Source organism: Janthinobacterium pasteuri (assembly GCF_051380775.1).
Classification (GTDB): domain Bacteria; phylum Pseudomonadota; class Gammaproteobacteria; order Burkholderiales; family Burkholderiaceae_D; genus Janthinobacterium.
On record NZ_JBNYXS010000003.1, the window covers coordinates 38,452 to 64,552 of the forward strand.

The window sequence follows — 26,101 nt, forward strand, 5'->3', positions numbered from 1 at the left end:
ACTTCGTCAGTCTGAAAGGGGGAAAATTGCTCGAGAAAGTTAAACTATTGACAAAAAACTACGCAACTACATTCTTAATAAATTTAACCTGATTACTCAATGTACCTTTTTTGCCATCTCCATCTTGCCAGCCCTTAGTTTAGGCGATTTACGGCAGGTTCGATTCCCGCCGTCTCCACCACTGAATAAATAAAAGGGCTTCCCCGTTTTTGGCGGGGAGGCCCTTTTTATTTATTCCATGCATGCAGAACGCGGGCATCGAATCCGCGTCCGGCACGGGCGCGGGGGTTTTGCGGGGCCTTCGGCGAGCGCAGCTCGGCGCCGCAAAACCGGGTTGCGCTTGCAAGCGCAACCCTCTCCGATTCGTCTGACTAGGTTTTGCGCCGCAGACGGTTTTTCCTAACGACAACATCAGCCTCTCAGGTCTTGTACCGCAAAACCGGGATGGGCTTGCAAACACAACCCTTTCCGATTCATTTAATTGGCACCTGCGCCACCTATCACTCCCTTCGACCGCGACTTCACATACTACTTCCCACATACCGCCCCACCCACCGCTCCCCCTATACTCAACCCCGTCGACAAATCAAACCCAAAATCACAGAGATAGCCATCCTTTGGCCGATATCGGCACAGCAGCATGTCACGATGACGAATGCGTATTTGTGTATCGGGACAGCCATTGAGCAAATCCGGCCCCATGGCGTCGAACATGTCTCTGGCAGCGGCTCCCGTCAAGCGAAACGCGACTTTGGTATCGCCCGCAACCGGGGCTATGGCTTCGTCAAGATATCCGCCATAAATCGCGTACGAACCTGAAAAATCCTTCTGCACAAACTCCCAGACGGCCCGGGCCTGGTGCGCCAACAGCAAGCACAGTAGCGTGACGCCTGACAGGCTGGCGCGCCTCAACATAGGGAGCCGCCGATGCTGCGCCCGGTCAGCAGATCAAAGCCGAAGTCGCAGTGGTGGCCATCTCGTGGATGGTAGGAGCAGCTCAGTTCCGCCCGCTGGCGCAATCGATATTCGCCATCTGCGCCGCACGCGTTGCGCAAGTCCGGGCCCATCGCATCAAACAGCTGTTTTGCCGCCCTGCCGTCGATCCAGAACGCAATGCGCCTTTCTTTCTTGGTCGGCGGCTGCGGATCGCTCAAGCTTCCGCCATAAATCGCATAGTGGCCTTTGATTGACTGGTAAGAAAATAGCCATTTGGGGGCGGATTGGATCATGGCCGTAGCCAAAACAAAGAGAGGAAAAAAAGCGAGGAGGCGTTTCATGTCATCTGTCCCGCTACTTGATCGTGACATGAAAATGGTCGTCGTGCCGTTTGAGGGGTCTTACCCGGGGAATGGTGGGATCATTAAAAAAAATAACGTGGACAAAGCTGAATTCAAAAAATATGCGGATTAACTGGGCCGTGGCATCGCGGTCGTACTGAGAGTCAAACCTTGTTACAGGGCTATCCATTTTGTCTTTGCGAAGCAATCGGACGTCGACGTCTTTTCCGCTTCGATGACTTTTATGTTCACTGTAGGGAGCGCCATCAGCCAGGCTGATATTTCCAAAACCAATTTTCCGGCTATCGATACCTTGCCATTGATGCTCAACCAAAAACAGCAGCGAAAGCAGCTTGGGATGCGCATATTGTCCGGCGCCATTCGGCGGCGTACCGTAGGTGTAATATCCCGCACCTTCAGGTCGTTGCGGAAGATTGAAATAGCCGCGTGCATCCTTTGGCTGCAATTCCAGCATGCGTACTCCTGAATGTAAAATCCCGGACTCAGCTCAAACCAATGGCACGATGCCCCCCCTTTGGCAGGCCTCCTTGCACGTTCGCAAAGAAATCTGCGCGCTCGACAATTCTTACCGCTATGCATTTTCTGAGCATTGCGAAGGATCAAAGATCCGTACGTTGGTGGACTTGTTGCCAGTTGAAACGATGGCGTTGCGCCATTTCGAAGTTAAAAAACCTCACCCATTAAATATTCCATCGCCCTTCGATACTTCTCCACCCGCTCCAAATCCTTCTGCGTCGGCACCTCTATCCTCGACAAATCACTATTCTCAGCCAGATCAGCCAGCTTGACGGCCTTGCCGACCGGGTTCAAGGCCGCGCGGCTAATGAAATCCTCGTAGGACTCGCCTTCGATCTTGGTCACGGCGCGCACGCCGTCGATGACTTCTTGGGAAAAACCTTCGCGCGCCAGGTCGTCGAAGCTGACTTTGCCGTCGCTGTCCTCCACCACATCATGCAGCACGGCGACAATCTGCTGGGCGCCGGGGGCGACGCGCAGCATGACGCCCAAGGGGTGGAGTATGTACGGCGCACCGCCCTTGTCCGTCTGGCCGGCATGGGTGGCGGCGGCAATTTCAATTGCGCGCTCCAGGGAGCCGGGGTCAGGTCCGCCATTTGTACACGATCTCAGCTTTGCTCATCTCTATTTGTGGCAAGTTGCGCTCTACTAAATGCCGATACGGCACGACTGACTGTCCTTGAAAAGCGGTGGCGATGTGGGGCATGGTTTGGACATCGGCATGGCTGTGGTCGTGTCTGAATGGCGGACCTGACCCCGCCTCCTGACCTGCCCCCGCCTCCTGACCCAAGACGGTATTTGCCCCCGCCTCCTGACCCCGCCTCCACCGCCTCCATGTTCTTTCCGCCATGGCGGCGGTGAATCCTGTTCCAGCACGCAATTGTTTGCGGAAGCGCAATCCCAGATGGAACGAAATGCGAAACAATGCCAGTTTCCCCCATCGTTGCGCCTAGCAGAGTCGACCATGCTTGAAGTTCAGCCCAGTGACAAGCGCGGGTTTTTCATTCTGCCCCAGGCTCCGGAAGGTGCCGGCTACTACGTCTATGGCAATCTGCACCGGATACCACATTCCGGCCATATGGCCCAATATGCGCACCCCAGCTTGCTATCCCTGATCTTTTACATCGAACGTGAATGGCAGGCAATTGATGATCGGAAGTTTGGCATCGGGAATATCAGTATCGCGGAAGGGTTAGGGTACGACAAGCATGTGAGTCACCGGAAAGGCCTTGAAATGGATATACGCCCCATGCGGAAGGACAGGCTGGAAGGCCAGTCCGCACGGGTGTCACGCTTTGATGACGTGTATGACCGGAACGCCACCATCAAATTGATACGACTGTTTTTGCAGCATCCCATGGTCACCAAGGTCTTCTTTAACGATGGCGAGGTGCAAAAGACGATTGCCGGTGGGCGCGTCCGGTCTCTGCAAGGGCACGACGACCATCTTCACATTGAAATCAGAAAGCACTGATGAATACTCGGCTTGCATGCTGTGCCATGGCGCTCGCTCTATTCTCGCCGTCGCAAGCCGCGGACAAGCTGCCGGCATGGACTGGCGAACCACGCCCCTTGAGGGGTGACTATCAGATCTATGGCGGAACGCTGTCCGAAATGCTGCCGCCCACGCGAAACGACGGGAAAGTGGCAATCATGGTCAAAGGGGAATTGGCACGGGAACTGTTTGCCCAGCTCGGCCCCGATGTGAAACAGAAGCAGGCCTGCAGTTCCTCGGCGGACTACCGTGAGCGGCGCAGGGGAGATATTACTTGCGTTCATACAAAAGGGGCAGCATACGAATGCTATTTCGGACTCGACCTGCGTACGGGAAAAGGGATGTATGCAGCAATCTGCTAGCCTGGGAGCTGCCTGGCACAGGTAAAACCAGGACCCGCCTCCCTGTACTGGCGCACATCCAGCCGAATTCTTCCGCCTGAGCGACTCTACCTGCCTATGACACCCAGAGCAGAAGCCAATCCACCATCCCTCGCCTCAACCGCGTACACTGTCTCCTCGTCCATCACCGCATTGGTCCACTGTGAAACTATCGCGCTTTATAAGCGGCCATCTTGAGCCGATCCTGGAAGAGTGGGAACTCTTCGCCAGGTCACTCCCCATTCCTGGGACCGCCATCTCGAAAGCAGAATTGCGCGATCATGCAAAGCAGATGCTGGAAACCATCGTGCGCGACATGGATGTCATCGAGAACGCGGCGCAGCGGAAAAAGAAATCGACCACGGGCGTATCGGAAATAGCGGGCAAGGAAACCGCAGCCGCGACGCATGGTTCCCTGCGCCAGCAGATTGGCTTCACGCTGCCGCAACTGACGGCGGAATTTCGCGCGATGCGGGCCAGCGTTCTGCGTCTGTGGATGGCACAGGTGTCGGTGACGGCGAAAACGGCGGCGCTAGACATCTTGCGCTTCAATGAAGCGATAGACCAGGCGCTGCAGGAATCGGCCATACGCTATTCGCAGCAGAGCGACCGCACCCGCAATACCTTTCTCGCCATCCTCAGCCACGATCTGCGCAGTCCGCTGAGCACGATGACGATGGCCGGTGCGCTGCTGAGCAGGCCGAGCGCGAGCTCATCTTCCACGGTGGAGATCGGTGCACGGGTCGCCCGCAGCGCGGCCACCATGACAACCATGGTGAACGATCTGCTGGAATTTGCCAGGACCCAACTGGGGGGGCGCATGCCCATTTCCCCCAGCTTGGGCGACCTGGGGGAAATCTGCAAGACGGCCGTCGAGGATGCCTCGGCCGCTCACCCGAAATGCAAGTTTGAACTGAGCACCAAGGGCGAGATGATCGGCGACTTCGATGCACCCCGCCTGGCCCAGCTGTTTTCCAATTTGCTCAATAATGCTGCGCAATATCGCACCGACGACCAGCCGGTGACCATCACGGCCTGCGGCGATGCCGATACGGCAGTGGTGCAAGTGAAGAATTTTGGCCGCCAGATCCCGGAAGCGTCGCTGAAGTGCATATTCGATCCCCTCGTACAACTGGCCATTTCCGACGATCACAAGGCGCCCAATGCCACCAGTATCGGCTTGGGTCTGTTTATCGCGCGTGAAATCGCCAGCGCGCATGGAGGCACCATCGGCGCCGAGTCCAGCCTGGAATGCGGCACGGTGTTTACCGTGCGGCTACCCAGGGTATCGCTGAACGAGGGAGCGAACGGCGGCTAGCGTGGCCGCCCGCAGAAGACGACCTCCCCTGCAGGGAGCGGCCCGCCCTACCTGCGGCTGAGCGGCACATACTCGCCCGGCAAGCTGGCCGCTTCCAGCGCATCGGCAAACGCCAATAAAAACTTCGCCGGGCCATGTTCCGACACCAGCAGGGAGGCGCCCTTGTGGCGCAGCAGTTTCAAGACTTCCTGCTGATGCGCCTGATATTCCTGCGAATGGCCGTAGAAGGTCTGATACATTTCCAGCGTTTCCATGGCTTTCGCGGCCAGGATGAATTCGGGTTTGTCCATCATATCTCCTATTGATCAGTGCGGACGCACAGAAGACGCATCATCCGTCTCCTCTGCATGCAGCCATCACCGTCGGCATGGCCGCACTTCCATCATACGCCTCAACTCAGCGGTCACCAACAGCGTTTCCCTAGGCCCGGTAAGGCTCGCCCGACAGGATGCCCTGGTACTGGCTGAGGGCGTTGCCGATCTTCATGCCCCCGGCGTCGATATCGTAGAAGCGGATATCCTTGCTGTGGCCGCTGCCACGTACCTTCACCACCGATACGACGCGCTTGAACTGGCCTTCGAGCTCGATGTAGCGCTGCATGACGATGGCGTCGGCCAGGAAAGCATTGCCGTAGGAACTGAAGCGCAGCATGGTGTACTGGTCTTCCAGCTCGGCCGTCATCAGCACGGACACACCCATGTCCGTCAAGGTCGCCACCAGGCGGTACAACGATTCGCGGAAATCCTCGCGGAACATGGAGGCCAGCGCCATTTCAAAGCCGGACAGCGAGTCGATCACCACGCGCTTGGCCTTCATGCGCGTGATCATGCTCACCAGGTCATGCAGGATTTCATCGAGCGACAGGTCGAGCGTGCGCGTGTTGATCACGCCGATCTGGCCGGAATCGACGAGGGTATTCAGCTGATGGCTGAGCAGCTGGTTCGGGCTTTTCTCGAAGGCGGCGATGACGCCAGGCTCGCCACAACGCACGCCTTCCGTGAGAAATTGCGTGGCCAACACGGTCTTGCCGGAACCGGACGGTCCCACCAGCAGCAGCGAATAGCCGGCCGGCAAGCCACCGCCCATCATCCGGTCGAGTTCCGGCACGCCCATCGACAGGCGCTCATTGCCGGAAATGCTGACCTTCGCCATGCCGCTCGTCTTCAGCACTGCGCGGGGAAAGATTTCCACCCCATCATCATTGATGCGGAAGGTATGCACGCCCAGGCTTTGCGCCTGTCCGCGCATCTTGACCACCTGGATCTTGCGCACCATGGCGTCGCGGTGCACGAGCTGCGACAGCCACAGGATGCCGTCGGCGACCGTGAACACCGCGCTGGACTCGGCCTCGGGCGCCAGGTATTCGCCGATCAGGAAGGTCGTGGCCAGCCAGCTGGTCATTTGCGCGCCCAGTTGCTGCACGAAATTCTGCAGGCCGGCTGGTCCCGCGTCCATGGCCTTGGCCGACTGCACCACGGAGCGGAACGAGTCGACGAAGACGAGGCTGGGCGAGAACGCTTCGACCTCTTCGGCGATGCGCGCCAGCACGCGGTCGAAATCGCCTTCCAGCAAGTCAGCCGACAGATTGACGAATTTGATCGACTGGTTGATCTTGTCTACATCGAAGAAGGGAAACTGCTGCTGATAGCGCAGCATCTTCAGCGGTGGCTCGCCCAGGACCGTGAAAAACAGCGCCTTGCGTTCCGGCGTGGCGAGGGAAAACATGATCTGGTGCGCCAGCGTCGTCTTGCCGCTGCCTGGCGTGCCCGCCACCAGGTTGAAAGAAAATTCCGGTATTCCGCCGCCCAGCAGTTCGTCCAGTCCCGGCACGCCAGTTTCCAGGCGATGGATGGTGACTTTGTTCATTCGTTCGGCTCCGTTCCAGCATTATTCACAACGTCATCACCCCAGGCTCTGAGGAGGATGCTATTCGTTAAGAGTTCGCCAATTAATAAAATAAGGGTATTGATGAAGTGCATCAACATCGCTGTGCTTGCCGCGCAGGCGGCGGTGTCCGCCTGTCCCTGCAAGCTGGCGCGCAGGGAGGTCATCGCAGCTTCCAGTGCTTGCGGCGGATGGGGCGTCAACCAGCTAAATTGTTTCTCACTCTGGTGCAGACTGCGGGCATACATCGACTCAACGCCCCGCTCACCTATGATCTGATTCAATTCAGTGGCCAGTTGCTCCCAAAGGCGAATACTGACGTCTACCACCGCTCCTGGGTCGCGTAACAGCGCGTGCTCTATCCTGCGCTGCCGCTGTTCATGGACTGTGGCCATAATCGGATCTTTTCTCTGCGGTTTTCGGTGCATGGACCATGTTAAAAAAAAGCATCAGGGCTCCTTCGCCCATCAGCGCGGAGCCTTTGCCGTGATTATTTTCGACAAGGCGTCGATATTGATGGGCTTTACCAGGTAATGGTCAAACCCTGCCTCGCCGGCGCGGTCGTACTCGCCAAGCTGGCTGTAGCCGGATGCGGCGACAAAGCATGGCAGAGGCGGCACCAGGGCCGCGCGTGCCGCACTGATGACCTGGAAGCCATCCATGCCCGGCAAGCCGATATCGCACACGATCACATCGTAAGTCGCATCGAGCGCGGCGCGCAAGCCACTGGGGCCGTCATTGCGCACGTCGACATGGTGGCCGTCCTGCGTCAGCAGCAGCGCCAGCATTTCCGCCGCATCGGCGTTATCTTCGATCAGCAGTACGCGGCGCGGCAGTGCGCACGCCGCAGGTTCCGCCTGCATGCCCGGCGGCGGCGGCGCCAGCGACGACAAGGGCAACTGCAAGACAAACTGGCTGCCAAAGCCGACCCCAGCGCTGAACACGTCCACGGTGCCGCCATGCAACTGGGTAATGGTGCGCACCAGCGACAGGCCGATGCCCAGGCCGCCCTGCGCCCGCTCCAGCGAGCGGAAGCCCTGGGTAAACAAATCGAAGATGAAGGGCTGGATATCGAGGGCGATGCCGGCGCCATCGTCGCTGACGGCAATTTCCACCACATCATCGTGGCGCCTGACGACGATGTCGATATGGCCAAACTCGTGTGTAAACTTGCTTGCATTGATGAGCAAGTTGGCAAACACCTGCGTCAGACGCACCAGATCTCCTTCGATGACCAGCGCTTCCTTCGGCAGGCTCACGCTCAGCACTTGCTGGCGCAGACTGATGCTGGCCTGGCCAACTTCCACGGCACTGGCAATGATGTCGCTCAGCAGGATAGGCGCCAGTTGCAAGGTGATCTTACCGCTACTGACGCGCGATGCATCAAGCAAATCATCGATCAGGCGCGCCATGTGCGCCACCTGACGGCCGATCACGCCATGCACGTGCGCCAGCTGGGGATCGAGGTCGACCTTCTTGGCCAGCAAATCATTGGCCATCGCCAGCGGCTGCAAAGGATTGCGCAACTCATGCGCAAGCATGGCCAGGAACTCCGTCTGGCGCACGGTCGTCGCTTCCGCGGACGCTTGCATGTCCTGTGCACCAAACGTTGCCAGCACCAGGTTTTGATTGGCTTCGCGCAACTGCTTGACCAACAGGCCGAAGGCGTCGGACTTATCCTTCTCCTGCACCTGCATCTTGGCCATGCTCAACAATTGATTGATCGTTTCGCGCAGCAGTTTGACTTCACGATCGTGCAAGGCATGCAAATTTGGCTCGGCTGGCAACTGCTGGGCGGGCGCATCCTCAGGATCCGGCGAGAGTGCTGTGTGGTGCATGGTGACGGTGTCCGGCTTGTGGGGGCCGGCCTCAAGGACAACTCTTCGCTCCGCGGCGCTCACTCAGACATCGCCGCGCACGCCAGCTCTATTGCTGCATACGGTGTATTACTTTCTAACTAAGCACGATACTCTATTTTCCTTACGAAATGAAAGCATTAGATTACTTATCGTCAACAGTGCGCACTGGTAACACGTAATTGGCGAGCTGCCACCCCATGGCCAGGGCCGATTGCTCCGCCTCGTGCTGCGTGCTGCGGTTTTCCAGATTGGCTTGCCGGACATCTTCAAAGCCGCACTTGCTCAGCACCAACTGTCCCTGCCAGCACCCCTCGGGCAGTTCGCAGGCGTAGGCCGAGATCAGGAACCCATTATGGGTGGTGGGATTAGCATAAGACATGATGCCTCCGTGGGATTGCCTGCGCCGCCGTGAACAAGAAGCATGGCTCTTATTAAAGTATAGTCTGACTTAGTGTAACCGCAATGCGGCTCAAAGTAAGCGTAATGCGGCTCGAATTCCATTTAAATCAACTACATACGCATCAGGCCGCCTGACGAAATAGTCTCGCGCATTGACAACCTGTTGCATACCCGGCTTGCTGGGCTCCCATATCGATAATTAAACTCCATGACCACGCACCTTTCCCTGCACTGCTACCTGCAAGACACGCCTTCCGACCAGGCGCTGCCCTGCTCCGACATGACCATCCACGCCGACCCGGCCACCCTGCGCGCCATTGCCCATTTTCTGCTGGCCAGCGCCGACGAGTTTGATCTGGCGCAAGAACGCGCCGGCATGCACGCGCACCTGCAGGATGCATGGGCCGGCTGGCAAGACGACTTCCCCGACCTCATCGTCGTGGCGGCCTGAGGTGAGGCTTGGGGTAAGGCATACAATGGCGCCCCGGCTGGCGCGCGTCAGGTAACATACGCCACCCTTGCCATACAGAGATCCTTGATGCACGATACCCGCACCGCCCTGCCCTGGCTGCGCACCGCCGTACTGGCCGCCGCACTGGCCAACCTGTACGCCTGCGCCAGCCCGCCCGCGCACGAAGCGCTGTTCCTCACCACCACCTTCACGCCTGCGCATTCCTTCACCAAGGGCATCGAAGGCCCGGCCGTCGATGCGGATGGCAATATCTATGCCGTCAACTTTGCGCGCCAGCAAACCATCGGCAAGGTACGTCCCGATGGCAACGGCGAAGTGTGGCTGAGCCTGCCCGGCACCAGCATCGCCAATGGCATCCGCTTCGGCAGCCGGGGCCAGATGTATCTGGCCGACTACATGGAACACACGATCTACCTGGTCGATCCGGCCACGCGCGCGCTGTCCATCCACGCACGCGAGCCGCGCATGACGCAACCGAACGACATTGCCATCACGCAGGACGACGTGCTGTATGCGAGCGACCCGAACTGGAAGGAAAACACGGGCCGCGTGTGGCGCATCGCGCAGGATGGCACAGTGACGCTGGCACTCGACACCATGGGCACGGCCAACGGCATCGAAGTGAGCCCTGACGGCAAGATGTTGTACGTGAACGAAAGCGTGCAGCGCACTATCTGGATATATGACATCGCCGCGGACGGTAGCCTGAGCGGCAAGCGCCTGCTGATCAAGTTTGACGATTTCGGCATGGATGGCATGCGCGTGGACGTCGATGGCAACCTGTACGTGACGCGCTACGGCAAGGGCACGGTGGTGAAACTGTCGCCGCAAGGGCGCATCCTGCGCGAGATCAGCGTGCCCGGCGCCAAGCCCAGCAACATCACCTTCGGCGGCCCCGATGGCCGCACGGCCTACGTGACGGAAGTGGTGCAGGGACGCCTGCTGCAATTCCGCGTCGATAGGCCGGGCCTGGAATGGCAGCGGGCGCAGCAGCACAAGAGCAATGCGGCGGCAGCGGCAGCCCCGCCACCGGCCGCAGCGGAGCAGGTCAGCGCGGAATGACGCGCTCCGCCTTCAGGCGTTCGAACAGGGCGATGAAGGCATCCTGCGTATCCTGGTAATCAAGAAAGCCCGCCTTGCGGCTCTTGCCCATGTCCGTCATCACTTCCATCGGCCGTCCCAGGTCGGCATCGGTATGCCACCAGGACGCGAGGCGACCGATGTCCGTTTCCACCAGATCATGCTGCTGCGCGATGGCACGCCATTGCGCAGGCGCATCCTGCATACGGCCGGCCAGCGGCGCCATGGTCCCGGGCAGGTCTGCCGCTGCCACGCCGCAATACGCGGCCAGGCGTGGCCACAACCACTTCCAGCGGAACACGTCGCCATTGACGATATTAAAATCCTCGTTGCGCGCGGCGGGGCTGTCGGCCGCCCACGCCAGGTGGCGCGCAATCTGGCCAGCGTCCGTCATGTCGGACAAGCCATGCCACTGCGCGGACGAACCGGGAAAGACAAACGGCTGGCCGCTGGCCTTGCACAAATTCGCATACACGGCCAGAGTCAGGCCCATGTTCATGGCATTGCCCAGCGCGTAGCCGATGATGGTGTGCGGGCGATGCACGCTCCACGTGAAGCCGTACTGGGTGGCCGCTGCGAACAAACGGTCTTCCTGCTCGTAATAGAAATTGTCGACGTCCTGGCGGCCCTGCTCTTCGCGAAATGGCGTGACGGGCACGCTGCCCTTTCCATACGCATCGAACGGTCCCAGGTAATGCTTGAGACCCGTCACCAGCGCCGCGTGGCGCAGGTGGCCAGATGGCCCCAGCGCGGCCAGCACATTGGCCACCATGGCGCCGTTGACGCGGATGTTTTCCTGCTCGTTGTCCTGGCGCGCCCAGGCCGTGAAGAAGACGTGGCTGGCGTCAAAGCCCGCCAGGGCGGCGGCGACCGCTGCGCCATCCGTCGCATCGAGCTGCAGCGCTACGCAGCCGGCGGGGACTGGCGTGCGGCCACGCGAGACGCCCGTCACCTGCCAGCCTTGCGCCAACAGATGCGTCGCCAGGTTGCTGCCGATGACGCCGCTGGCGCCGATGATGAGGGCGTGTTTTTGCATGAAAGAGTGCCTCCAAAAGAAAAAAACATCATATCCGCGACACCAATTCTTATCCGCGATACTATTTCAGCTTATTCATGAATAAAATTCGCGAATCATGTTTTCATCGGAACATTTGAAAGGCCTCACACCGTTCCTCGCCACGGCCGACGCGGGCAGTTTTACGAAAGCGGCCGAGCGCCTGCACCTGAGCAGCTCGGCTGTCAGCAAGAGCGTGGCACGGCTGGAAGAACGGCTGGGCGTGCTGCTGTTCGAGCGCAGCACGCGGCGCTTGAAACTGAGCGACGCTGGCCGCGCCTACTACGCCACCTGCAAGCGCGTGCTGCAGGAACTGGCGGACGCGGAAGACGTGCTGGCCGAGCATGCGACGGAACTGGCGGGCAAGGTGCGCATCGGCGTGCCGGCATCGTATGGCCGCCTGCGCGTGATGCCGGCGCTGATTGATCTGTGCGAAAAATATCCGCGGCTGCAGCCATCGATCGCCTTCAGCGACCGCTTTGCCGACCTGTTCGAAGAGCGCATCGATATCGCCGTGCGCATCGGTGCGCCAGGCAGCTGGCCGCAAACGCTGGGACAGATGCCGTTGGGCGAAGAGCGCCTGATCTTTTGCGCGGCGCCCGCCTACCTGGCGCAGCGCGGCACGCCGGCCGATATCGCGGATCTCGATGGCCACGACTGCATCGCCTACGGCCGGGGTGACGGCACGCCGGCGCCGTGGCTGTTTGCCGGCGAGGACGGGATGGAGCGGCGCGCGGTCCATCCACGCCTGACGGTGGGTGACGCCGAAGCGCAGACGGCCGCCGTGCTGGCCGGCCTGGGCATCGCGCAGCAGGCGACCTGGCTGGTGCAGGAGCACCTGGCCAGCGGCGCCATCGTCGAAGTACTGCCTGCCTGCGCCACGCCAGGCTTGCCGCTCTCCCTGGCGTGGCCGCTGGCGCGCCAGCTGACGCCGAAAACGGGCACCCTGCTGCAGGAACTGCGGCAGCGGCTGACAATCAGCTGAAAATATCCCTTGACCCTGACGTAGCGTCAGGCGCCATCGTGGTTGCACGCACTGAAGACAAGGAGAAGACGATGCTGTTGAAAATCGGTGAACTGGCCAGGCTCACGGGCCTGACCATCCGCACCCTGCACCATTACGACAGCATCGGCCTGCTCTCGCCTTCGGTGCGCACGCCCGCTGGCTACCGCCTGTACCAGCACAGCGACATGGACCGGTTGCACCGGATCATGGCGCTGCGCAAGTTCGGGTTGTCGCTGGCCGATATCGCCAACGCACTCGCCGGGCCGGATCTTCCTTTGCATTCCATCGTGGCGCAGCAGATCGCCATGCTGGAGCGCCAGATCGCGCAGGCGTCCACCTTGCGTGTACGCCTGTGCAGCTTGCAGGCGCAACTGGCGCAGGGGCAGACCCCGGAACTGGCCGAGTGGCTCACCACAATGGAGTTGATGACCATGTACGACAAATACTTTAGCCCTGAAGAACTGCAACAAATGCCGCTGCTGTCGGACGCGGCCGTGGAACAGGAATGGAAAGAACTGGTAGCAAGAGTGCGCGCCGTCAAAGACGCGGGCGCCGGCGCCGGCGATGCCCAAGCGCAAGCCCTGGCCACGCAATGGATGGTCAAGCTGGTGCGCGACACGGGCGCCCACCCTGGCCTGTTCGCGCGCCTGAACGACATGCACGCGCAAGAGCCCTCCATGCAAGCGACGACCAGCATCGATGCGGATTTGATGCAATTCATCATCGCCGCCTTCAATGCCTCGCGCATTGCGCTGTACCGCCCTTTCCTCGATGCACAGGAATACGCGTACCTGGCCGCCAACTACGGCAAGCGCTCGGGCGAGTGGCCGGCCCTGATCGCCGCCGTGCGCGCCGCCATCGATGCGCGCACGCCGCCCACCGACCCGGCCGTGCTGCAACTGGCGCGGCAGTGGCTGGAGCTGTTCCGTTCGTATGCGGGCACGAACCCGGCCACGCAGCTGAAATTTCGCCAGGCGCACCAGCAGGAACCGCGCCTGATGGAAGGCAGCTTTGTCGATGGGGCCATGCTGCAATACCTGGGCGCGGCGATGGCCGTGGTGGCGCAGGAAAAGCCAGCATAAAAGTTGACGTGCGGCACATCCAGGTGGTGGCCATGTAGAATCGGCCATCGCCAATCACCGGAAAATCCGATGCGCCGCTTCTTGTTTGTATGTCTGACCCTGCCCGCCCTGAATCTGGCCATGGCGGCCGAGCCGCCCGTGCAAGGGGTGTGGCAAGGTACCCTGGGCAAGGCCAATATCGTGGCTTGCTTCAACCAGCCCAGTCCCACGCAAGGGGCTGACCGCAGCGGCAATTATTACTACACGCGCTACAAGACGCCCATCATGCTGGCCAAGCCGAACGGCAAGAGCGACTGGAACGAATCCGACGCCAAGGGCGACACGACGGGTACGTGGAAACTCACTGCGCCGCAGGGCGGCAAGCTACGTGACAAGCTCACCGGCACCTGGACGGACCCAAAAAGCGGCAAGACCCTGCCCATGGCCTTGACCCTGCTGGAAGCGGCGGGCGACCGCGAACACCCGTCCTGCGCCAGCGATGCCTACAACCTGGCGCTGGAAGACTTTCCCGGCACCAGGGTGAGTAAAGCCATCGCCTTCGAAGGCAAGCAATATCGCAACTTGCAAGTGGGTGACACCATCACGGCGGAATTGATCGCCCCCGGCGATGGCGTGGCGAAAATCAATGCGCAACTGCGCGCCGTGCTGGCGAAGAATAAAAAGGATCTGGAAGACTTCTATGCCACGCGCCGCGAATACCTGGGCCGCAACGGTTTTACGACGGAAGACGAAGTGTATGCGGAGCCCACCTACTGGTCGCCGCGCTGGGTGACGATCAAGTTTTACCGCTGGCCGGCCGGCTATGGCGCCAACGGTATCTCCATCCGCTTCCGCACCTGGGACGCGAAAACAGGCGAGGAAACGGACGTGTGGAACTGGTTTGGCGCCAGCGCCAGCGATGGCGACGACAAGGCAGAATTGCCGGTCCGCCTGCGGCAAGCGCTGTTCAAGGACGTCAAGATCGACGCCGAGTGCAAGGGGACGGATTACGACGGCCGTGGCCGCTTCCACCTGTCCTTGAAACGGGAGGGCGTGTCGTTCTGGGAAGATTCGAACGGCAGCGGCTGCGAAAACGACTTCCTGCTGCCCTACAGCAAGGTCGGCCCCTTCCTCACCGTCAAGGGCCGCGCCGCGCTCAGCGATTTGCTGCCGAAGAACTAGCCACCACCTCGGCTACCAGCTCCGCCGTCGCGGCCGCCAGGGTCCAGCCCAGATGGCCATGGCCCGTGTTGTAGTACACACCCGGCGCCTTGCCCGGCCCCACTTTCGGCAGCATGGCGGGCAGCATGGGGCGCAAGCCCGCCCACGGGATCACCTTGCGCGTATTCACGCCAGGAAAACACTGCTCTACCCACTGCAGCAGCGGGCGAATGCGGTCGGCGCGGATATCATAATTGACGCCATTGAATTCCGCCGTGCCCGCCACCCGCAGCCGGTCCTCGCCCAGGCGGCTGCTGACCAGCTTGGTGGCATCGTCAAGCAGGCTGACCTTGGGCGCGGCCGCCTGGCTGGCTGCGTCGTCCAGCTGCACGGTAATCGAATAGCCTTTCACCGGATACACATTCACATGGTCGCCCAGCGATGCCGCCAGGGCGCGGCTGGCCGTGCCCGCACAGATGACGACGGCGTCGAACCGGGTGCTGTCTTCGCCCATGCTGACGCGCACCTTGCCGTGCTCGCGCGCCAGCGCCGTCACCTGCGCGCCATAGCGGCATGTCACGCCCAGGCGGGAGCAGGCATCGGCCAGGCCGCTGGTGAATTTGTGGATGTCGCCCGTGGAATCGCTGTCCGTGTAGTAGCCGCCGTAAAAATCGCCCGCCAGGGCCGGTTCGATGCCGCGCATCTCCTGCGGCGTGACGGCGCGCCGCTGCAAGCCGCCCTGCGCCAGCAGGCGCGACACGCCGGCCGCCCGCTCGAAGCCCGCACGCTCCCGGTAGATGTGCAGGATGCCCGCGCGGCGATGATCGAAGTCGATATCTTCTTCTTGCGCCCACGCAAACAGGTGTTCGCGCGCGGCGATCGCCATGCTCGCCGTGGCGATGGTGTTGCGCTCGTAGTCCGGCATGGCAGCGAGAAATTGTGCAAACCAGCTCAGCTTGTGCCAGCTGGGCCAGGGATGGAGCAGCAGCGGTGCATCGCGCCGCGCCATCCATTTCACCGCGTTCCATATCGTCGCCTTGTGGTTCCACACTTCCGCGTGCGAGGCGGATAATTGCCCGCCATTCGCATACGACGTTTCCATGGCCGCGTAGCGGCGGCGCTCGATCAGGGTCACGTCCACGCCCCGTTTCGCCAGCGCATACGCCGTCGTCACGCCCGTGATGCCCCCGCCCAGCACGGCCACGCGCTTCATAGTGGCGACACCTTGTGCACGACGGTATCGCCCGCCTGCAAGGTGCGTCCATCCTCGGCCAACACGTCGATGCGGCGTACGGGCAAGCCTGAACTGCGCTGCAGCAGGGTCGAGTGCGCCTCGCCTTGCTCGAACAACTGCGCCTCGCTCCACTGGCGCAAGCCCACCACGACGGGAAAAATGCCTAGCCCCTTGGCAGTCAGCACGTATTCCTGGTAAGCCGAGCCATCCGAGGCGGGCGCAACCGTAAAAATGCCCTCTTCCACCAGAGTGTGCAGGCGGTCGGCCAGGATATTCTTCGCCACGCCCAGGCTTTTCTGGAATTCCCCAAACCTGCGCATGCCGTCGAAGGCGTCACGCACGATCAGCAGCGACCAGCGCTCGCCGATCACGTCGAGCGCGCGCGCCACGGGACAGGGGTCGGTTTTCAGGCTTTTGCGTTTGGCCACGGTGCCTCCTTGATTGAGTGGTTGCATTTTAAAACTTCCCGGCGTAGACTCCAACTGGTTTTAATTTGAAACCACTTATATACCATCCTATGCGCGACACAAACCCTCCCCTCACGACCGCACTTCCCCCCACCCTCGTCTGGCTGTTTGCCACGGCAGCCGGCCTCAGCGTGGCCAATGTGTATTACGCCCAGCCCTTGCTCGCCACCCTGGCGCACGAATTCGGCATGACGGACGCCGCCAGCGGCATGGTCATCACGGCCACGCAGATCGGCTGCGCGCTGGCCCTGCTGCTACTGGTACCCTTGGGCGACATGCTGAACCGGCGCCGCCTGACCTTGATCCAGCTGGGCCTGCTGGCCATCACCCTGGCGGCGCTGGGCTGCGCCCGCTCCACGGCCGCCCTGCTGGGCGGCATGCTGCTGGTGGGCTTGCTGGGCACGGCCATGACGCAAGGCTTGATCGCCTACGCGGCCAGTGCGGCGGCCAGCCACGAGCGGGGCCGGGTGGTGGGCAGGGCGCAGGGCGGCGTGGTGATCGGCTTGCTGCTGGCGCGCACCTTGTCCGGCGTAGTGGCCGATCTCGCCGACTGGCGTGCCGTGTATTTCGTCTCGGCGGCCATGGCTTGCGCCCTGCTGTTGCTGCTGTGGCGCAAGCTGCCGCCGGCGCAGCCGGGCAGTCAACGGCTGGCCTACGGCGCGCTGATTGCCTCGATGCTGGACATGCTGCTGCATAACAAGGTGCTGCGCGTGCGCGGCATGCTGGCCCTGCTGATGTTTGCCGTATTCAATATTTTCTGGAGTGCCCTGGTGCTGCCATTGACGGCGCAAGGCTATACGCACGCGGCCATCGGCGCATTTGGCCTGGTGGGCGTGATCGGCGCGCTGGGCGCGGCGCGTGCCGGGGCGCTGGCCGACAAGGGCCGCGCGCAATGGACGACGGGCGCGGCGCTGCTATTGCTGCTGGCCGCCTGGCTGCCACTCGGCTTTGCCAGTATGGCCCTGTGGCCCCTGGTCGTCGGCATCATCGCGCTGGACCTGGCAGGACAAGCCATCCACGTGACGAACCAGAGCCTGATTTTCAAGCACGATAGCGACGCGCACAGCCGCCTGGTAGCGTGCTATATGCTGTTTTATGCGGTGGGAAGCGGTGTGGGAGCGATTGCCGCCACCAGCGTGTATGCGCTGGCGGGCTGGCATGGCGTATGCGCGCTGGGCGCGGGGGTCAGCTTGCTCGCCCTGCTATTCTGGCGGCTGACCTTGCCTGCTGAAAAAGTTTAGTTCAAGAGCGCCGTGGCGGAACCGTGGCGGTACGTCTTCAAGGCATCAGGCTGGATCTGGATCAGCGAACCGCTGACTTTAATCAAATGCAAGTCCGTCAATTGGTGCAGCACGCGCGACAGGGTGGCGGGCGCCAGGTTCAGGAACGATGCCAGCAGACTTTTCTTCAGGTCCAGCTTGACTTCGTTCGAACGCTGCTGGTCCGACGCCTGCAGCAGGTACTCGACCACGCGCTGGGTGGCGTTCTGCACGGAGCAGCGCTCCACGTTGCGGATAAAACCCATCAGGTGATGCGACAGGCTGTTCATCATCTGGCGCGCGATGCGCGGCGACTGGTCCAGCAGGCGCAGCAGCGCGTGCGGCGGGATGCGCAGCAGCAGGCAGTGCTCGAGCGCTTCGGCGCAGAACGGGTATGGTTCATCGAGGAAAATCATGGCTTCGCCGAAGCTCTGGCCCGGGCGAATCAGTTCCAGTACCTTGTCGGTACCTTCCATGGAGAATACGCTCAGCTTGACGAGGCCGAAGACCACCACATAGGCGCCTTCCGCCACTTCGCCCTTGCGGAACAGCACTTTGCCTTTTTCCACTTCGACGCGCACGACATCCTGGCGCAATTGTTCTAATTGCGAAGGGGAAATATGGCGGAACAGAGCCTGGCTCGATAGCAAGCCATCGACGTTGACCTTATGCATGACACTCTCTTATTAGATTAGCGAATGACTAAGAGTGTAATGCGCAGGCAGCGTCAAGGCCATACGTCAAAGGAACTAGGGTTGTCTAGGCCGGAACGCCATGCAGATCAAACAATCGCGCATTCCTTGTGGCCTATTTGCGCTTTGCTTGATTTTTATTTGCCCAGTTCGCGCTCCACCGCATACACGGCGATCTGCACGCGGCTGCTGAGCTTAAGCTTTTTGAGGATGTTTTGCACGTGGATTTTCACCGTGCTTTCGGCCACGTCCAGCTGGCGCGCGATTTCCTTGTTGCTCTGGCCGCGCGCCAGGCAGGCCATGGCTTCGCGCTCGCGTGGCGTCAATTTGTCGTAGTCGGCCTGGGGCGCGTTCTGCCCCGCGCGGAACTGCGACACCAGCTTGGCCGTCATGGCGTCGGCAATCACCGATTCACCGGCGGCGGCGCGGCAGATTGCCTGGCCCAGCTGCTCGGCTTCTATATTTTTCAGCAAGTAGCCGCGTGCGCCCGCGCGCAGTGCCGCGCCCAGGTCGGCTGCGTTTTCCGATACGGTCAGCATCAGCACCACCATCTGCGGCATGTCCTGCAAGATCAGCTGCAGCGCTTCGACGCCCGTTACGCCGGGCATGTTCAAGTCCATCAGCACCACGTCGGGCTGCAGCTCGGCCGTCAGGCGCACGCCGTCGAGCCCGTTCGATGCCTCTCCCACCACCTGGAATTGAGGATTGCGCTGCAGCAGCAGCTTGACGCCGCTGCGCAGCAAGGTATGGTCGTCGACCAGCAGGATTTTGATTGGAGCGTTCACGTATTTGTTTCTTCTGACTGGTAGGAATGAATCGTCTGTTACGCCGCCTGGCGCCGGGCTGCCGGCAAGGCCAGCGAGATCGTCGTGCCGCCGCCGGGCGTGCTGTCGATGGCAAATTGCGCACCGAGCCGCTCGGCTCTTTCCTGCATGATACGCAAGCCGATCTGCAATTCCGTTTTCTTGTCGCGCAGGTTGGCGGCGAAGCCTTCGCCATCGTCGCGCACCTGCAGAGCAAAATCACGCCCGTTTTCCACGCGCAGGGCCACATTGCTCGCTTGCGCGTGCTTGCGGATATTCGACAGCGCTTCCTGCACGATGAACAGGATCTGCAACTGTTGCTCCGGCGCCAGCGGCGCGCCATTGCCGCTCATGTCCAGGGTGCCGACGACGCCCGTCTGCAGCTCGAACTTGGCCAGCACTTCGCTGAGTTTGCTTTCCAGGTCGCTGCCATGCCAGCGCGTGCGGAAATTGACCAGCAATTCGCGCACATCCTGGTAACTTTGTTCGACGCCCATGCGCATCAGCGGCAGCACTTCGGCCGCTTCGTCGAGCTGGCCCCGGCGCACGGAATCGTCGAGCATCTGTACTTGCAGGCTGATGAAGTTCAAGCTTTGCGCGATGCTGTCATGCAAGCCTTCGGCCAGCAGGCTGCGTTCGCGCGCGACGGCGAATTCCTTCTCGCGCGCGATCAGGCGCTGGTTCTCGATGGCGATGCCCAGGCTCTGGCCCAGCGTTTCCAGCCAGCCCTGCTGCTGCGCATGCACCGCTTGCGGGCCCGCAAAGTGCAGCGAAAAACTGCCCACTACCTGCTCGCGTGCGAGGATGGGAAAGACGGCGATGGCGATAAAACCTTCGTCCTGGCAGCGGAAGCGCTGCAGCGCATCGACCTGGCGGAAATCACGGATCTGGATCACGCCCTGCGCCACGGCCGCGCCACACAGGCAATCGTTGTTGCGGATGCAGTGTTCCTCTTCCACCATGGCGTCCGAAATGCCCTCATGCACGATGATGTGCACGGTATCGTTCTGCGGATCGAGGATGCGCACGGTGCCGCCTTCGGCTTGCGCGAACTGCATCACATGGCGCAGGAAGCCACGGCATAGCGCATCGATGGCGTGCTGGCCCGCCAGCAGGGTGGAGATCTCATGCAGGGTGGCCAGCTGGCGTTCCTGTGCGGCGCTCAGGCCCGATTCGGCCTGCGCCAGGCGGCGCTGGCGCCAGCGCGAGGCTGGAAGTTGTTTGCGGGAAGGTTGACTGCGCGGCGCATGCATGAAAAACTCGAATCTGAAAAGTGGTGCGCCCGGCAAACGCTGCGGCCTGCCGGGCTGGTAAAGGTTACAAATGGATTTCGGTACCCAGCAGCTTGACGAACTGCGCCAGCCAGGCTGGATGCGCGGGCCAGGCGGGCGCCGTAACGAACTGGCCATCGGTGACGGCGTCCGTGACGGCGATGTCGGCATACGTGCCGCCCGCCAGCTTGACTTCCGGCGCGCAGGCGGGATAGGCGGAAATGCGCTTGCCACGAATGACGTCGGCGGCCGCCAGCAATTGCGCACCATGACAAACGGCGGCGACAGGCTTGCCCGCGTCGGCAAAGTGGCGCACGGCGGCGATGACTTTCTCGTTCAGGCGCAGGTATTCGGGCGCGCGACCGCCGGCGATCATCACGGCGTCATAGTCGGCCGGATCGATCTCGTCGAAGCTGGCGTTCAGGGTGAACAAGTGACCCGGCTTTTCCGTGTAGGTCTGGTCGCCCTCGAAATCGTGAATGGCCGTCTTGATCGTCGCGCCGCTTTTCTTGCCGGGACAGACGGCATGTACGGTATGGCCCAGCATCAGCAGGGCCTGGAACGGCACCATCGTTTCATAATCTTCTGCAAAATCGCCGGTCAAAAACAGAATTTTCTTCGCTGCCATTTAGTTCTCCTATGAAAGATTGACCCCGTATCCCTGCCTGCAGGACGCACCGCAAGGCGTATCTTAGCGCGACTTGGCAGCCATACTGGATATTTATCAAACTTTTGCGCCTTGATCGAGGATTTTACAGGCTGAGGCAGAATTTTTTACAGGCTGGCAGGTCGAAGCAGGGCAAGGCGGCATGACGCCTCGTTGGCGACATCGGCACTCCACAGTAACGGTAACAGGGCACGCCATCGTGCAGGCGTACACGCGCTGGCGGGCGCAGGCCCTCCCCCGCGCGGCCAAACTATGGCAAGATCAAGCTTCCTTCAGTCCACAGTGGAACTTGACATGATTTTTGAAATTGCCCACATCCAGATCAAATCGGCCACGCATGACGCTTTCGAAGCTGCCGTCGCCAAAGCCGTGCCCCTGTTCCAGCGCGCGCGCGGCTGCGTCTCGATGCGCCTGGAGCGCTCGATCGAAAACGGCGATGCCTACCGCCTGGTGGTAGGCTGGAGCACCCTGGAAGACCATACCGTGCATTTCCGCGGCAGCGACGACTTCCAGGCATGGCGCGGCCTGGTGGGCGAATTCTTTGCCGCCCCTCCCCAGGTCGAGCACATGAACACGGTGGTCGCAGGCTTCTAGACCGGTACTGGCACGGCAGGATGGTGAAACACCTGCCGCAAGTAGGCGAGGAAGGTTTCATCCTTGCACAGGGTCTTGCCCGGCGAGTCGGACAGTTTCGCCACCGACTGGCCATTGCAGCGCACCAGTTTCATGACGATGTTGAGCGGCGTCAAACCCACATCGTTGGTCAGATTGGTGCCGATGCCGAAACCCGTCATGATGCGGTCGGCGAAATGCTGGTACAGGGCAAACGCCTTGTCCAGGTCCAGGCCGTCAGAAAACACGAGGCGCTTGGTATTGGCGTCGATGCGCAGGGCCGCGTAGTGGGCCAGCGCCTTCTCTCCCCACTCGACGGGGTCGCCCGAATCGTGGCGCAAGCCGTCGAACAGCTTGGCGAAATACAGGTCGAAGTCGGCCAGGAAGGCGTCCATGCCCACCACATCCGTCAGGGCGATGCCCAGGTCACCCCGGTATTCCTGCACCCAGTCTTCCAGAGCCGCCTTTTGAAAGTCGCGCAGGCGCACGCCGAAGGACTGGAATGACTGCATGTATTTATGTACGATGGACTTGTTCATTACTTTTTCTCAGCTTTACGACGTGTTTACGTTTGACCTCTCCTCTGTAGCCACCTTCGCTTATACGTTTGACCTCTGGACTGAGTATAAGCAATGCGTCATCTATTCTCACGATGAAAATTTGTTCATTCAACTTCTGATTCATTGCGGAAACCTCTTTCCGGCATTACACTGTGTTCATTACGCCATTGAAAAAATTGCATGACTATCAGTGTTCACAAAGCTGTTCTGTTACCAAAAGACAGCCCTTGGTTTTCTCATGCACTTCCAGAAAATTTTCCGTTCCTAGTCATCGATGAGCAATCGAAAATCATTGAGCCGGCTCTGCTCTACCTCATACATACCCAACTCAAACGTGGCCCGCGTCATTGGAAGCAACACACGGCTGACGCCATGGCATACGACCTTAGAGACTGGTTCGACTACCTAGCCCACTGCCAGTGGGTCAACCCTGTCACCAAGAAGCTTGAGGTCGGCAAGCCATGGGACGTAGCCGCTGAATCAGATTACATTGCTTGGCGGGACACAATGCAGGAAGTCATCAGTCCGCAGACAAACAAACATCTATCCAGCAGAACAATCGCCAGACGTCAGGTCTATGTAGAGCGCTTCTATGCATATGCCCAGAAGAAGGGCTGGTACGACGGCGAATTTGTTATTTCCAAAATAAGGAAGGGGCGCCTCTCTCACGACATAAATCAAGGCGAATTTGACCCTGAAAGCAACTCCGCGAAGGCGGAAGTCGTCGTCTCTGAATACAGAGAACGGATGGAGTACGGGGAGCCGGTTCGACCGTTATCGGAAGACGAGTGGCACCGCATACAACTAGAACTCGGTCCGCTGCCGAGCGAACGTGAATTCGACCTCAGACCAAGCAGGGACAGGATTGCGTCCGAACTCACAATCGGGACTGGAATGCGCGTCGACGAAGTTACTTCGCTTACGGAGTTTCAACTGCGTGACCTGCATCAAGCATGGTTAGTAGCCGATGAGGAACAGCGCAAGGATGGCTTTTTCGCGCTCTACATCGTTAAAACTAAGCGCCTCAAACCCCGCACTGTTCTCGTGCCTGGCTACCTTATCCCTGAATTGATGGTTTATCTGGACAACGAGCGCGAAGCTTCAATTATAAGAGGCATGACACGTGCTAATGCGAAAGGTCAGAAATACAATCGCCCGACAAGCCTGTTCGTTAATCACACTGAATCAGCAGTGCATTCAGGTAATGCAGTCAGAGCAACCTCATTATCATGTGAATTCAAAAAAGCATGCTTGGACGCAAAAATTACGCATTCGGTTGAGAAAATTGATATTGAGACGAGCGAGAGATACAGAGTAAATTTATCAAAACATCACTTTCATGACCTTCGGCATACCTTTGCCGTCTGGACTTATCACAATTTAAAATCCAACGGTGAAACTGAGCCGTGGAAAGAGATTCAGGTCCGTCTCGGCCACGCCAACTTAAAAGTAACAATGGATACTTATCTCAAAGTTGTCGACGTTGACCGCCGTAATGCCGGACGTGTTCAATATAATTTCAAGAGAACGATGGGGCAGCCTGATGCGTAAACAAAAAAAGCCGAGCGCATATACGCAAAAGCGAGCTGGCTCAAATGTTACAGACTTCGTTGCGGAGAAAATTGCTAAGTCTTACCGTGTCGAACATCATGAAGAGCCATCGGGGCCAACTCTCAAATTAGTCGTCCCCTTTAAACCAGCACCCGGTGGCGAAAAATCAATTGACATTAGCTTCCTGCTGGATTTCCCGATGTTGTGGGAGCCTTTTTCCCAGGCGCTTGCGTTACCAGCTCGACTTGTTGCCAGTCCCTTTGTAACGGTCAACGGAAAAGTCCGCAACTTGAAGAATGGCCTCGTCAAGTATCTCCGGGTGGCAGCGCCTGATGCCGGCCTCGGCGACATCACCACGGACGTTTTTGAGAGGTTCATTATCTGGCTTCGACGCACTGAGAACGGAGCAGCGAAGTATAAAAAAATGTCGAAGCAGCATTTCGAAATGACTGCGTCCGCAGTCATGCGCTACCTGCAGAAGTCTGACGGATGGAAGGAGCAGCTTTCTCCTGAGCTCCACATTAGGAAAAACTATTGGATTGGCGAGCCGGATGACCGCACTCAGGTAAAAATCATTCCGGAAGAAGATTACCGCGACATCTACGTTGCGTGCAAAAAAGAGATTACAGCTACGATGACAAAGGTGCGCCATCAACGAGCCCTTATGCAAGCTCAACTTGACAATCCTATAGCTTTGCAAGGGGATATCTTCCCGGGTGAGGCATATCATCCATGCGGGAAGTTTAACAATTCAATTTGGAAAACAAACCCTTATAAAGACCTAGGGCTTTGTTTAGCAGCTCTCCGACATCGCGTACCTGGCGTTATTCTTAGTATTACCAGACTTAAAAAAATGCAGGACAAAATGTTGCTGCGGGTCGTCGAAGGCACTCAACCATTTGGAAGTATACCGCAACTCCATTACTGTTTCTATCCATACGCGCGAGAGCTCGTCCCCTTTGTGCTAATGCTTGCAATTCATCTTGACTACAATCCTGAGACGCTACTACAGAGCCTCTTACATGATTACGTCATTCGCAAAAATGAGATTGGGAGCATCGAGTTAGTCGCTTCGCCTGCAAACATAAATCGCGAGAAGAAAGAAGCACTGGACGCGTCTGGGGAGCGCGAGCCGGCGGAGCTCGAAATTCTTGCTCGGGCAAAGAAGGGGCGGTCAAATAATGCTGCACAGTCGCAAATTAGACCAGCTACGGACGACCTAGATAATCCGGCGAGTATCGTTCAATTCCTCAAGGAGTGGACTTCGTTCTCACGTCCCTTGGTCCCTCCGGCAGAGAGGGAACGTCTATTCATTTTTGCTACTGAACAAAGAGACCGTATTTTTAAGTCCTTTGTCGGAACATCCACTGCAACTAGCGATAACGCATGGCGAAATAGCCTTAAGCGGTTCTATGACGACCACGGCCTGCCCCAGACGGCTCTCAATCGGTTTCGACCAACTGGACTTGATTTCACAGATGTGTTGTTCGGTGGTGATATCAGAGCCAAGCAAGCCGCAGCGAACCACGCATCGCCTGAGACAACGTACCGCCTCTACAGCACAGACGCCCAAAAGCAACGGGGGGATGAGTTCCTTGGCCAGGTTGGCCTGCTCCGACGTAGGTGGCGTGAAAGCCGCGGGAAGGTCGACCCAAGGAACAAGCCTAGTAGCTCCGATGTTGGGGCGGCTACGCCTGGCTGGACTTGCGTCGACCCGTTTAGCGGCCCGTACACCCCGAACAAACTTTGCAACAGCTACGGTTCGTGTCCGGGCTGCCCGCACGGCTCCATTGCTCTCGACGACCCCTATGCACTTGCGCAGGCATGGAACCTACTTTACGCGATTGACGAAGCAGCGGTCGAGATTGCGCCCGATGCATGGCTTACCAGATGGGCTCCGATAAAGGAGAAACTCTTGAAGATTTGGCTGCCGAGCTTTCCTGACTTGATACAAGAGCAAGCCAAGCGCATCAAGCTCGCTAAATTACCACCACTAGAGTGA

At 59.5% G+C, this 26,101-nt stretch carries 27 protein-coding genes and 1 pseudogene; 12 read left to right on the forward strand and 16 right to left on the reverse strand.

Translation table 11 applies throughout. From position 1 onward, the window contains the following. Positions 1-908 precede the first annotated feature (908 nt). The 3 genes from ACQ4WN_RS04450 to ACQ4WN_RS04460 form a co-directional block, all read right to left on the reverse strand. Positions 909-1,277 carry a hypothetical protein gene (locus tag ACQ4WN_RS04450; protein ID WP_436550436.1) on the reverse strand — a complete coding sequence of 123 codons (369 nt, stop codon included), beginning with the start codon at positions 1,275-1,277 and terminating at the stop codon, positions 909-911. A gap of 13 nt (positions 1,278-1,290) precedes the next feature. Continuing rightward, complete coding sequence (locus ACQ4WN_RS04455) at positions 1,291-1,752, reverse strand: penicillin-insensitive murein endopeptidase (RefSeq protein ID WP_436550437.1); 462 nt, start codon at positions 1,750-1,752, stop codon at positions 1,291-1,293. A 209-nt stretch (positions 1,753-1,961) separates the two neighbouring features. Continuing rightward, positions 1,962-2,426 (reverse strand): HD domain-containing protein, encoded by a 465-nt coding sequence (locus tag ACQ4WN_RS04460; protein ID WP_436550641.1) that lies wholly within the window; start codon positions 2,424-2,426, stop codon positions 1,962-1,964. 352 nt (positions 2,427-2,778) lie between these two features. Between ACQ4WN_RS04460 and ACQ4WN_RS04465 the strand changes: the two genes are divergently transcribed. From ACQ4WN_RS04465 to ACQ4WN_RS04475, 3 genes are all read left to right on the forward strand, one after another. Then, entirely contained in the window at positions 2,779-3,288 is a 510-nt protein-coding gene (locus tag ACQ4WN_RS04465; RefSeq protein WP_436550438.1) for a penicillin-insensitive murein endopeptidase, read from the forward strand. Further along, complete coding sequence (locus tag ACQ4WN_RS04470) at positions 3,288-3,671, forward strand: hypothetical protein (RefSeq protein ID WP_436550439.1); 384 nt, start codon at positions 3,288-3,290, stop codon at positions 3,669-3,671. The genes ACQ4WN_RS04465 and ACQ4WN_RS04470 overlap by 1 nt, the downstream gene beginning before the upstream one ends. Positions 3,672-3,960: 289 nt before the next feature. Then, a complete protein-coding gene (locus tag ACQ4WN_RS04475) occupies positions 3,961-5,007 on the forward strand; it encodes a sensor histidine kinase (protein ID WP_436550440.1) in 1,047 nt (348 codons plus the stop codon). A gap of 47 nt (positions 5,008-5,054) precedes the next feature. On the opposite strand, the gene ACQ4WN_RS04480 is transcribed toward ACQ4WN_RS04475, so the two are convergent. The 5 genes from ACQ4WN_RS04480 to ACQ4WN_RS04500 all read right to left on the reverse strand — a co-directional run bounded on the left by ACQ4WN_RS04480 (position 5,055) and on the right by ACQ4WN_RS04500 (position 9,129). Then, complete coding sequence (locus ACQ4WN_RS04480; RefSeq protein WP_070257558.1) at positions 5,055-5,300, reverse strand: hypothetical protein; 246 nt, start codon at positions 5,298-5,300, stop codon at positions 5,055-5,057. Positions 5,301-5,427: 127 nt separating this feature from the next. Then, positions 5,428-6,873 carry an ATPase domain-containing protein gene (locus ACQ4WN_RS04485; protein ID WP_436550441.1) on the reverse strand — a complete coding sequence of 482 codons (1,446 nt, stop codon included), beginning with the start codon at positions 6,871-6,873 and terminating at the stop codon, positions 5,428-5,430. Beyond that, positions 6,870-7,286, reverse strand: a complete 417-nt coding sequence (locus ACQ4WN_RS04490; protein WP_436550442.1) for a hypothetical protein — start codon at positions 7,284-7,286, stop codon at positions 6,870-6,872. Before ACQ4WN_RS04490 ends, ACQ4WN_RS04485 begins: the two co-directional genes overlap by 4 nt. A 72-nt stretch (positions 7,287-7,358) precedes the next feature. After that, complete coding sequence (locus ACQ4WN_RS04495; protein WP_436550443.1) at positions 7,359-8,729, reverse strand: hybrid sensor histidine kinase/response regulator; 1,371 nt, start codon at positions 8,727-8,729, stop codon at positions 7,359-7,361. 163 nt (positions 8,730-8,892) lie between these two features. Next, on the reverse strand, positions 8,893-9,129 hold the full coding sequence (locus ACQ4WN_RS04500) for a hypothetical protein (protein ID WP_436550444.1): 237 nt from the start codon (positions 9,127-9,129) through the stop codon (positions 8,893-8,895). 228 nt (positions 9,130-9,357) lie between these two features. Here ACQ4WN_RS04500 and ACQ4WN_RS04505 point away from each other — a divergent pair, with 228 nt between their 5' ends. Together ACQ4WN_RS04505 and ACQ4WN_RS04510 are read left to right on the forward strand one after the other, a co-directional pair. Then, entirely contained in the window at positions 9,358-9,600 is a 243-nt protein-coding gene (locus ACQ4WN_RS04505) for an Imm32 family immunity protein (RefSeq protein WP_436550445.1), read from the forward strand. 87 nt (positions 9,601-9,687) lie between these two features. Further along, positions 9,688-10,683 (forward strand): SMP-30/gluconolactonase/LRE family protein, encoded by a 996-nt coding sequence (locus ACQ4WN_RS04510; protein WP_436550446.1) that lies wholly within the window; start codon positions 9,688-9,690, stop codon positions 10,681-10,683. On the opposite strand, the gene ACQ4WN_RS04515 is transcribed toward ACQ4WN_RS04510, so the two are convergent. After that, the gene (locus ACQ4WN_RS04515; protein WP_436550447.1) at positions 10,670-11,737 is read right to left on the reverse strand and encodes an SDR family oxidoreductase; all 1,068 of its coding nucleotides are present in this window, start codon (positions 11,735-11,737) and stop codon (positions 10,670-10,672) included. The two genes, ACQ4WN_RS04510 and ACQ4WN_RS04515, sit on opposite strands and share 14 nt — an antisense overlap. A gap of 97 nt (positions 11,738-11,834) precedes the next feature. Here ACQ4WN_RS04515 and ACQ4WN_RS04520 point away from each other — a divergent pair, with 97 nt between their 5' ends. From ACQ4WN_RS04520 to ACQ4WN_RS04530, 3 genes are all read left to right on the forward strand, one after another. Further along, positions 11,835-12,740, forward strand: coding sequence for a LysR family transcriptional regulator (locus tag ACQ4WN_RS04520; protein WP_436550448.1), 906 nt, complete (start codon positions 11,835-11,837; stop codon positions 12,738-12,740). A 71-nt stretch (positions 12,741-12,811) separates the two neighbouring features. Beyond that, a complete protein-coding gene (locus ACQ4WN_RS04525) occupies positions 12,812-13,843 on the forward strand; it encodes a MerR family transcriptional regulator (protein WP_436550449.1) in 1,032 nt (343 codons plus the stop codon). A gap of 69 nt (positions 13,844-13,912) precedes the next feature. Next, positions 13,913-15,004 (forward strand): hypothetical protein, encoded by a 1,092-nt coding sequence (locus ACQ4WN_RS04530; RefSeq protein ID WP_436550450.1) that lies wholly within the window; start codon positions 13,913-13,915, stop codon positions 15,002-15,004. Here the strand turns inward: ACQ4WN_RS04530 and ACQ4WN_RS04535 are convergent. Next, entirely contained in the window at positions 14,979-16,196 is a 1,218-nt protein-coding gene (locus ACQ4WN_RS04535; protein WP_436550451.1) for a D-amino acid dehydrogenase, read from the reverse strand. The two genes, ACQ4WN_RS04530 and ACQ4WN_RS04535, sit on opposite strands and share 26 nt — an antisense overlap. After that, a complete protein-coding gene (locus ACQ4WN_RS04540; protein ID WP_436550452.1) occupies positions 16,193-16,645 on the reverse strand; it encodes a winged helix-turn-helix transcriptional regulator in 453 nt (150 codons plus the stop codon). Before ACQ4WN_RS04540 ends, ACQ4WN_RS04535 begins: the two co-directional genes overlap by 4 nt. An 89-nt stretch (positions 16,646-16,734) precedes the next feature. Between ACQ4WN_RS04540 and ACQ4WN_RS04545 the strand changes: the two genes are divergently transcribed. Then, the gene (locus ACQ4WN_RS04545) at positions 16,735-17,925 is read left to right on the forward strand and encodes an MFS transporter (protein ID WP_436550453.1); all 1,191 of its coding nucleotides are present in this window, start codon (positions 16,735-16,737) and stop codon (positions 17,923-17,925) included. Here the strand turns inward: ACQ4WN_RS04545 and ACQ4WN_RS04550 are convergent. The 4 genes from ACQ4WN_RS04550 to ACQ4WN_RS04565 form a co-directional block, all read right to left on the reverse strand. Further along, complete coding sequence (locus tag ACQ4WN_RS04550) at positions 17,922-18,617, reverse strand: Crp/Fnr family transcriptional regulator (RefSeq protein WP_092798371.1); 696 nt, start codon at positions 18,615-18,617, stop codon at positions 17,922-17,924. The two genes, ACQ4WN_RS04545 and ACQ4WN_RS04550, sit on opposite strands and share 4 nt — an antisense overlap. A 155-nt stretch (positions 18,618-18,772) precedes the next feature. Continuing rightward, positions 18,773-19,420 (reverse strand): response regulator, encoded by a 648-nt coding sequence (locus tag ACQ4WN_RS04555; protein WP_436550454.1) that lies wholly within the window; start codon positions 19,418-19,420, stop codon positions 18,773-18,775. Positions 19,421-19,458: 38 nt separating this feature from the next. Continuing rightward, entirely contained in the window at positions 19,459-20,691 is a 1,233-nt protein-coding gene (locus tag ACQ4WN_RS04560; RefSeq protein WP_436550455.1) for a GAF domain-containing sensor histidine kinase, read from the reverse strand. 64 nt (positions 20,692-20,755) lie between these two features. Then, entirely contained in the window at positions 20,756-21,337 is a 582-nt protein-coding gene (locus ACQ4WN_RS04565) for a DJ-1/PfpI family protein (protein WP_426088661.1), read from the reverse strand. Between the two features lie 333 nt (positions 21,338-21,670). Here ACQ4WN_RS04565 and ACQ4WN_RS04570 point away from each other — a divergent pair, with 333 nt between their 5' ends. After that, positions 21,671-21,970, forward strand: a complete 300-nt coding sequence (locus tag ACQ4WN_RS04570) for an antibiotic biosynthesis monooxygenase family protein (protein ID WP_101484207.1) — start codon at positions 21,671-21,673, stop codon at positions 21,968-21,970. On the opposite strand, the pseudogene ACQ4WN_RS04575 reads toward ACQ4WN_RS04570, so the two are convergent. Continuing rightward, a pseudogene (locus tag ACQ4WN_RS04575) lies at positions 21,967-22,509 on the reverse strand (beta/alpha barrel domain-containing protein); the annotation flags it as partial. The gene ACQ4WN_RS04570 and the pseudogene ACQ4WN_RS04575 sit on opposite strands and share 4 nt — an antisense overlap. Positions 22,510-22,728: 219 nt before the next feature. Here ACQ4WN_RS04575 and ACQ4WN_RS04580 point away from each other — a divergent pair. Continuing rightward, positions 22,729-24,099, forward strand: coding sequence for a tyrosine-type recombinase/integrase (locus tag ACQ4WN_RS04580; RefSeq protein WP_436550456.1), 1,371 nt, complete (start codon positions 22,729-22,731; stop codon positions 24,097-24,099). Beyond that, positions 24,092-26,101 carry a hypothetical protein gene (locus ACQ4WN_RS04585; protein ID WP_436550457.1) on the forward strand — a complete coding sequence of 670 codons (2,010 nt, stop codon included), beginning with the start codon at positions 24,092-24,094 and terminating at the stop codon, positions 26,099-26,101. Before ACQ4WN_RS04580 ends, ACQ4WN_RS04585 begins: the two co-directional genes overlap by 8 nt.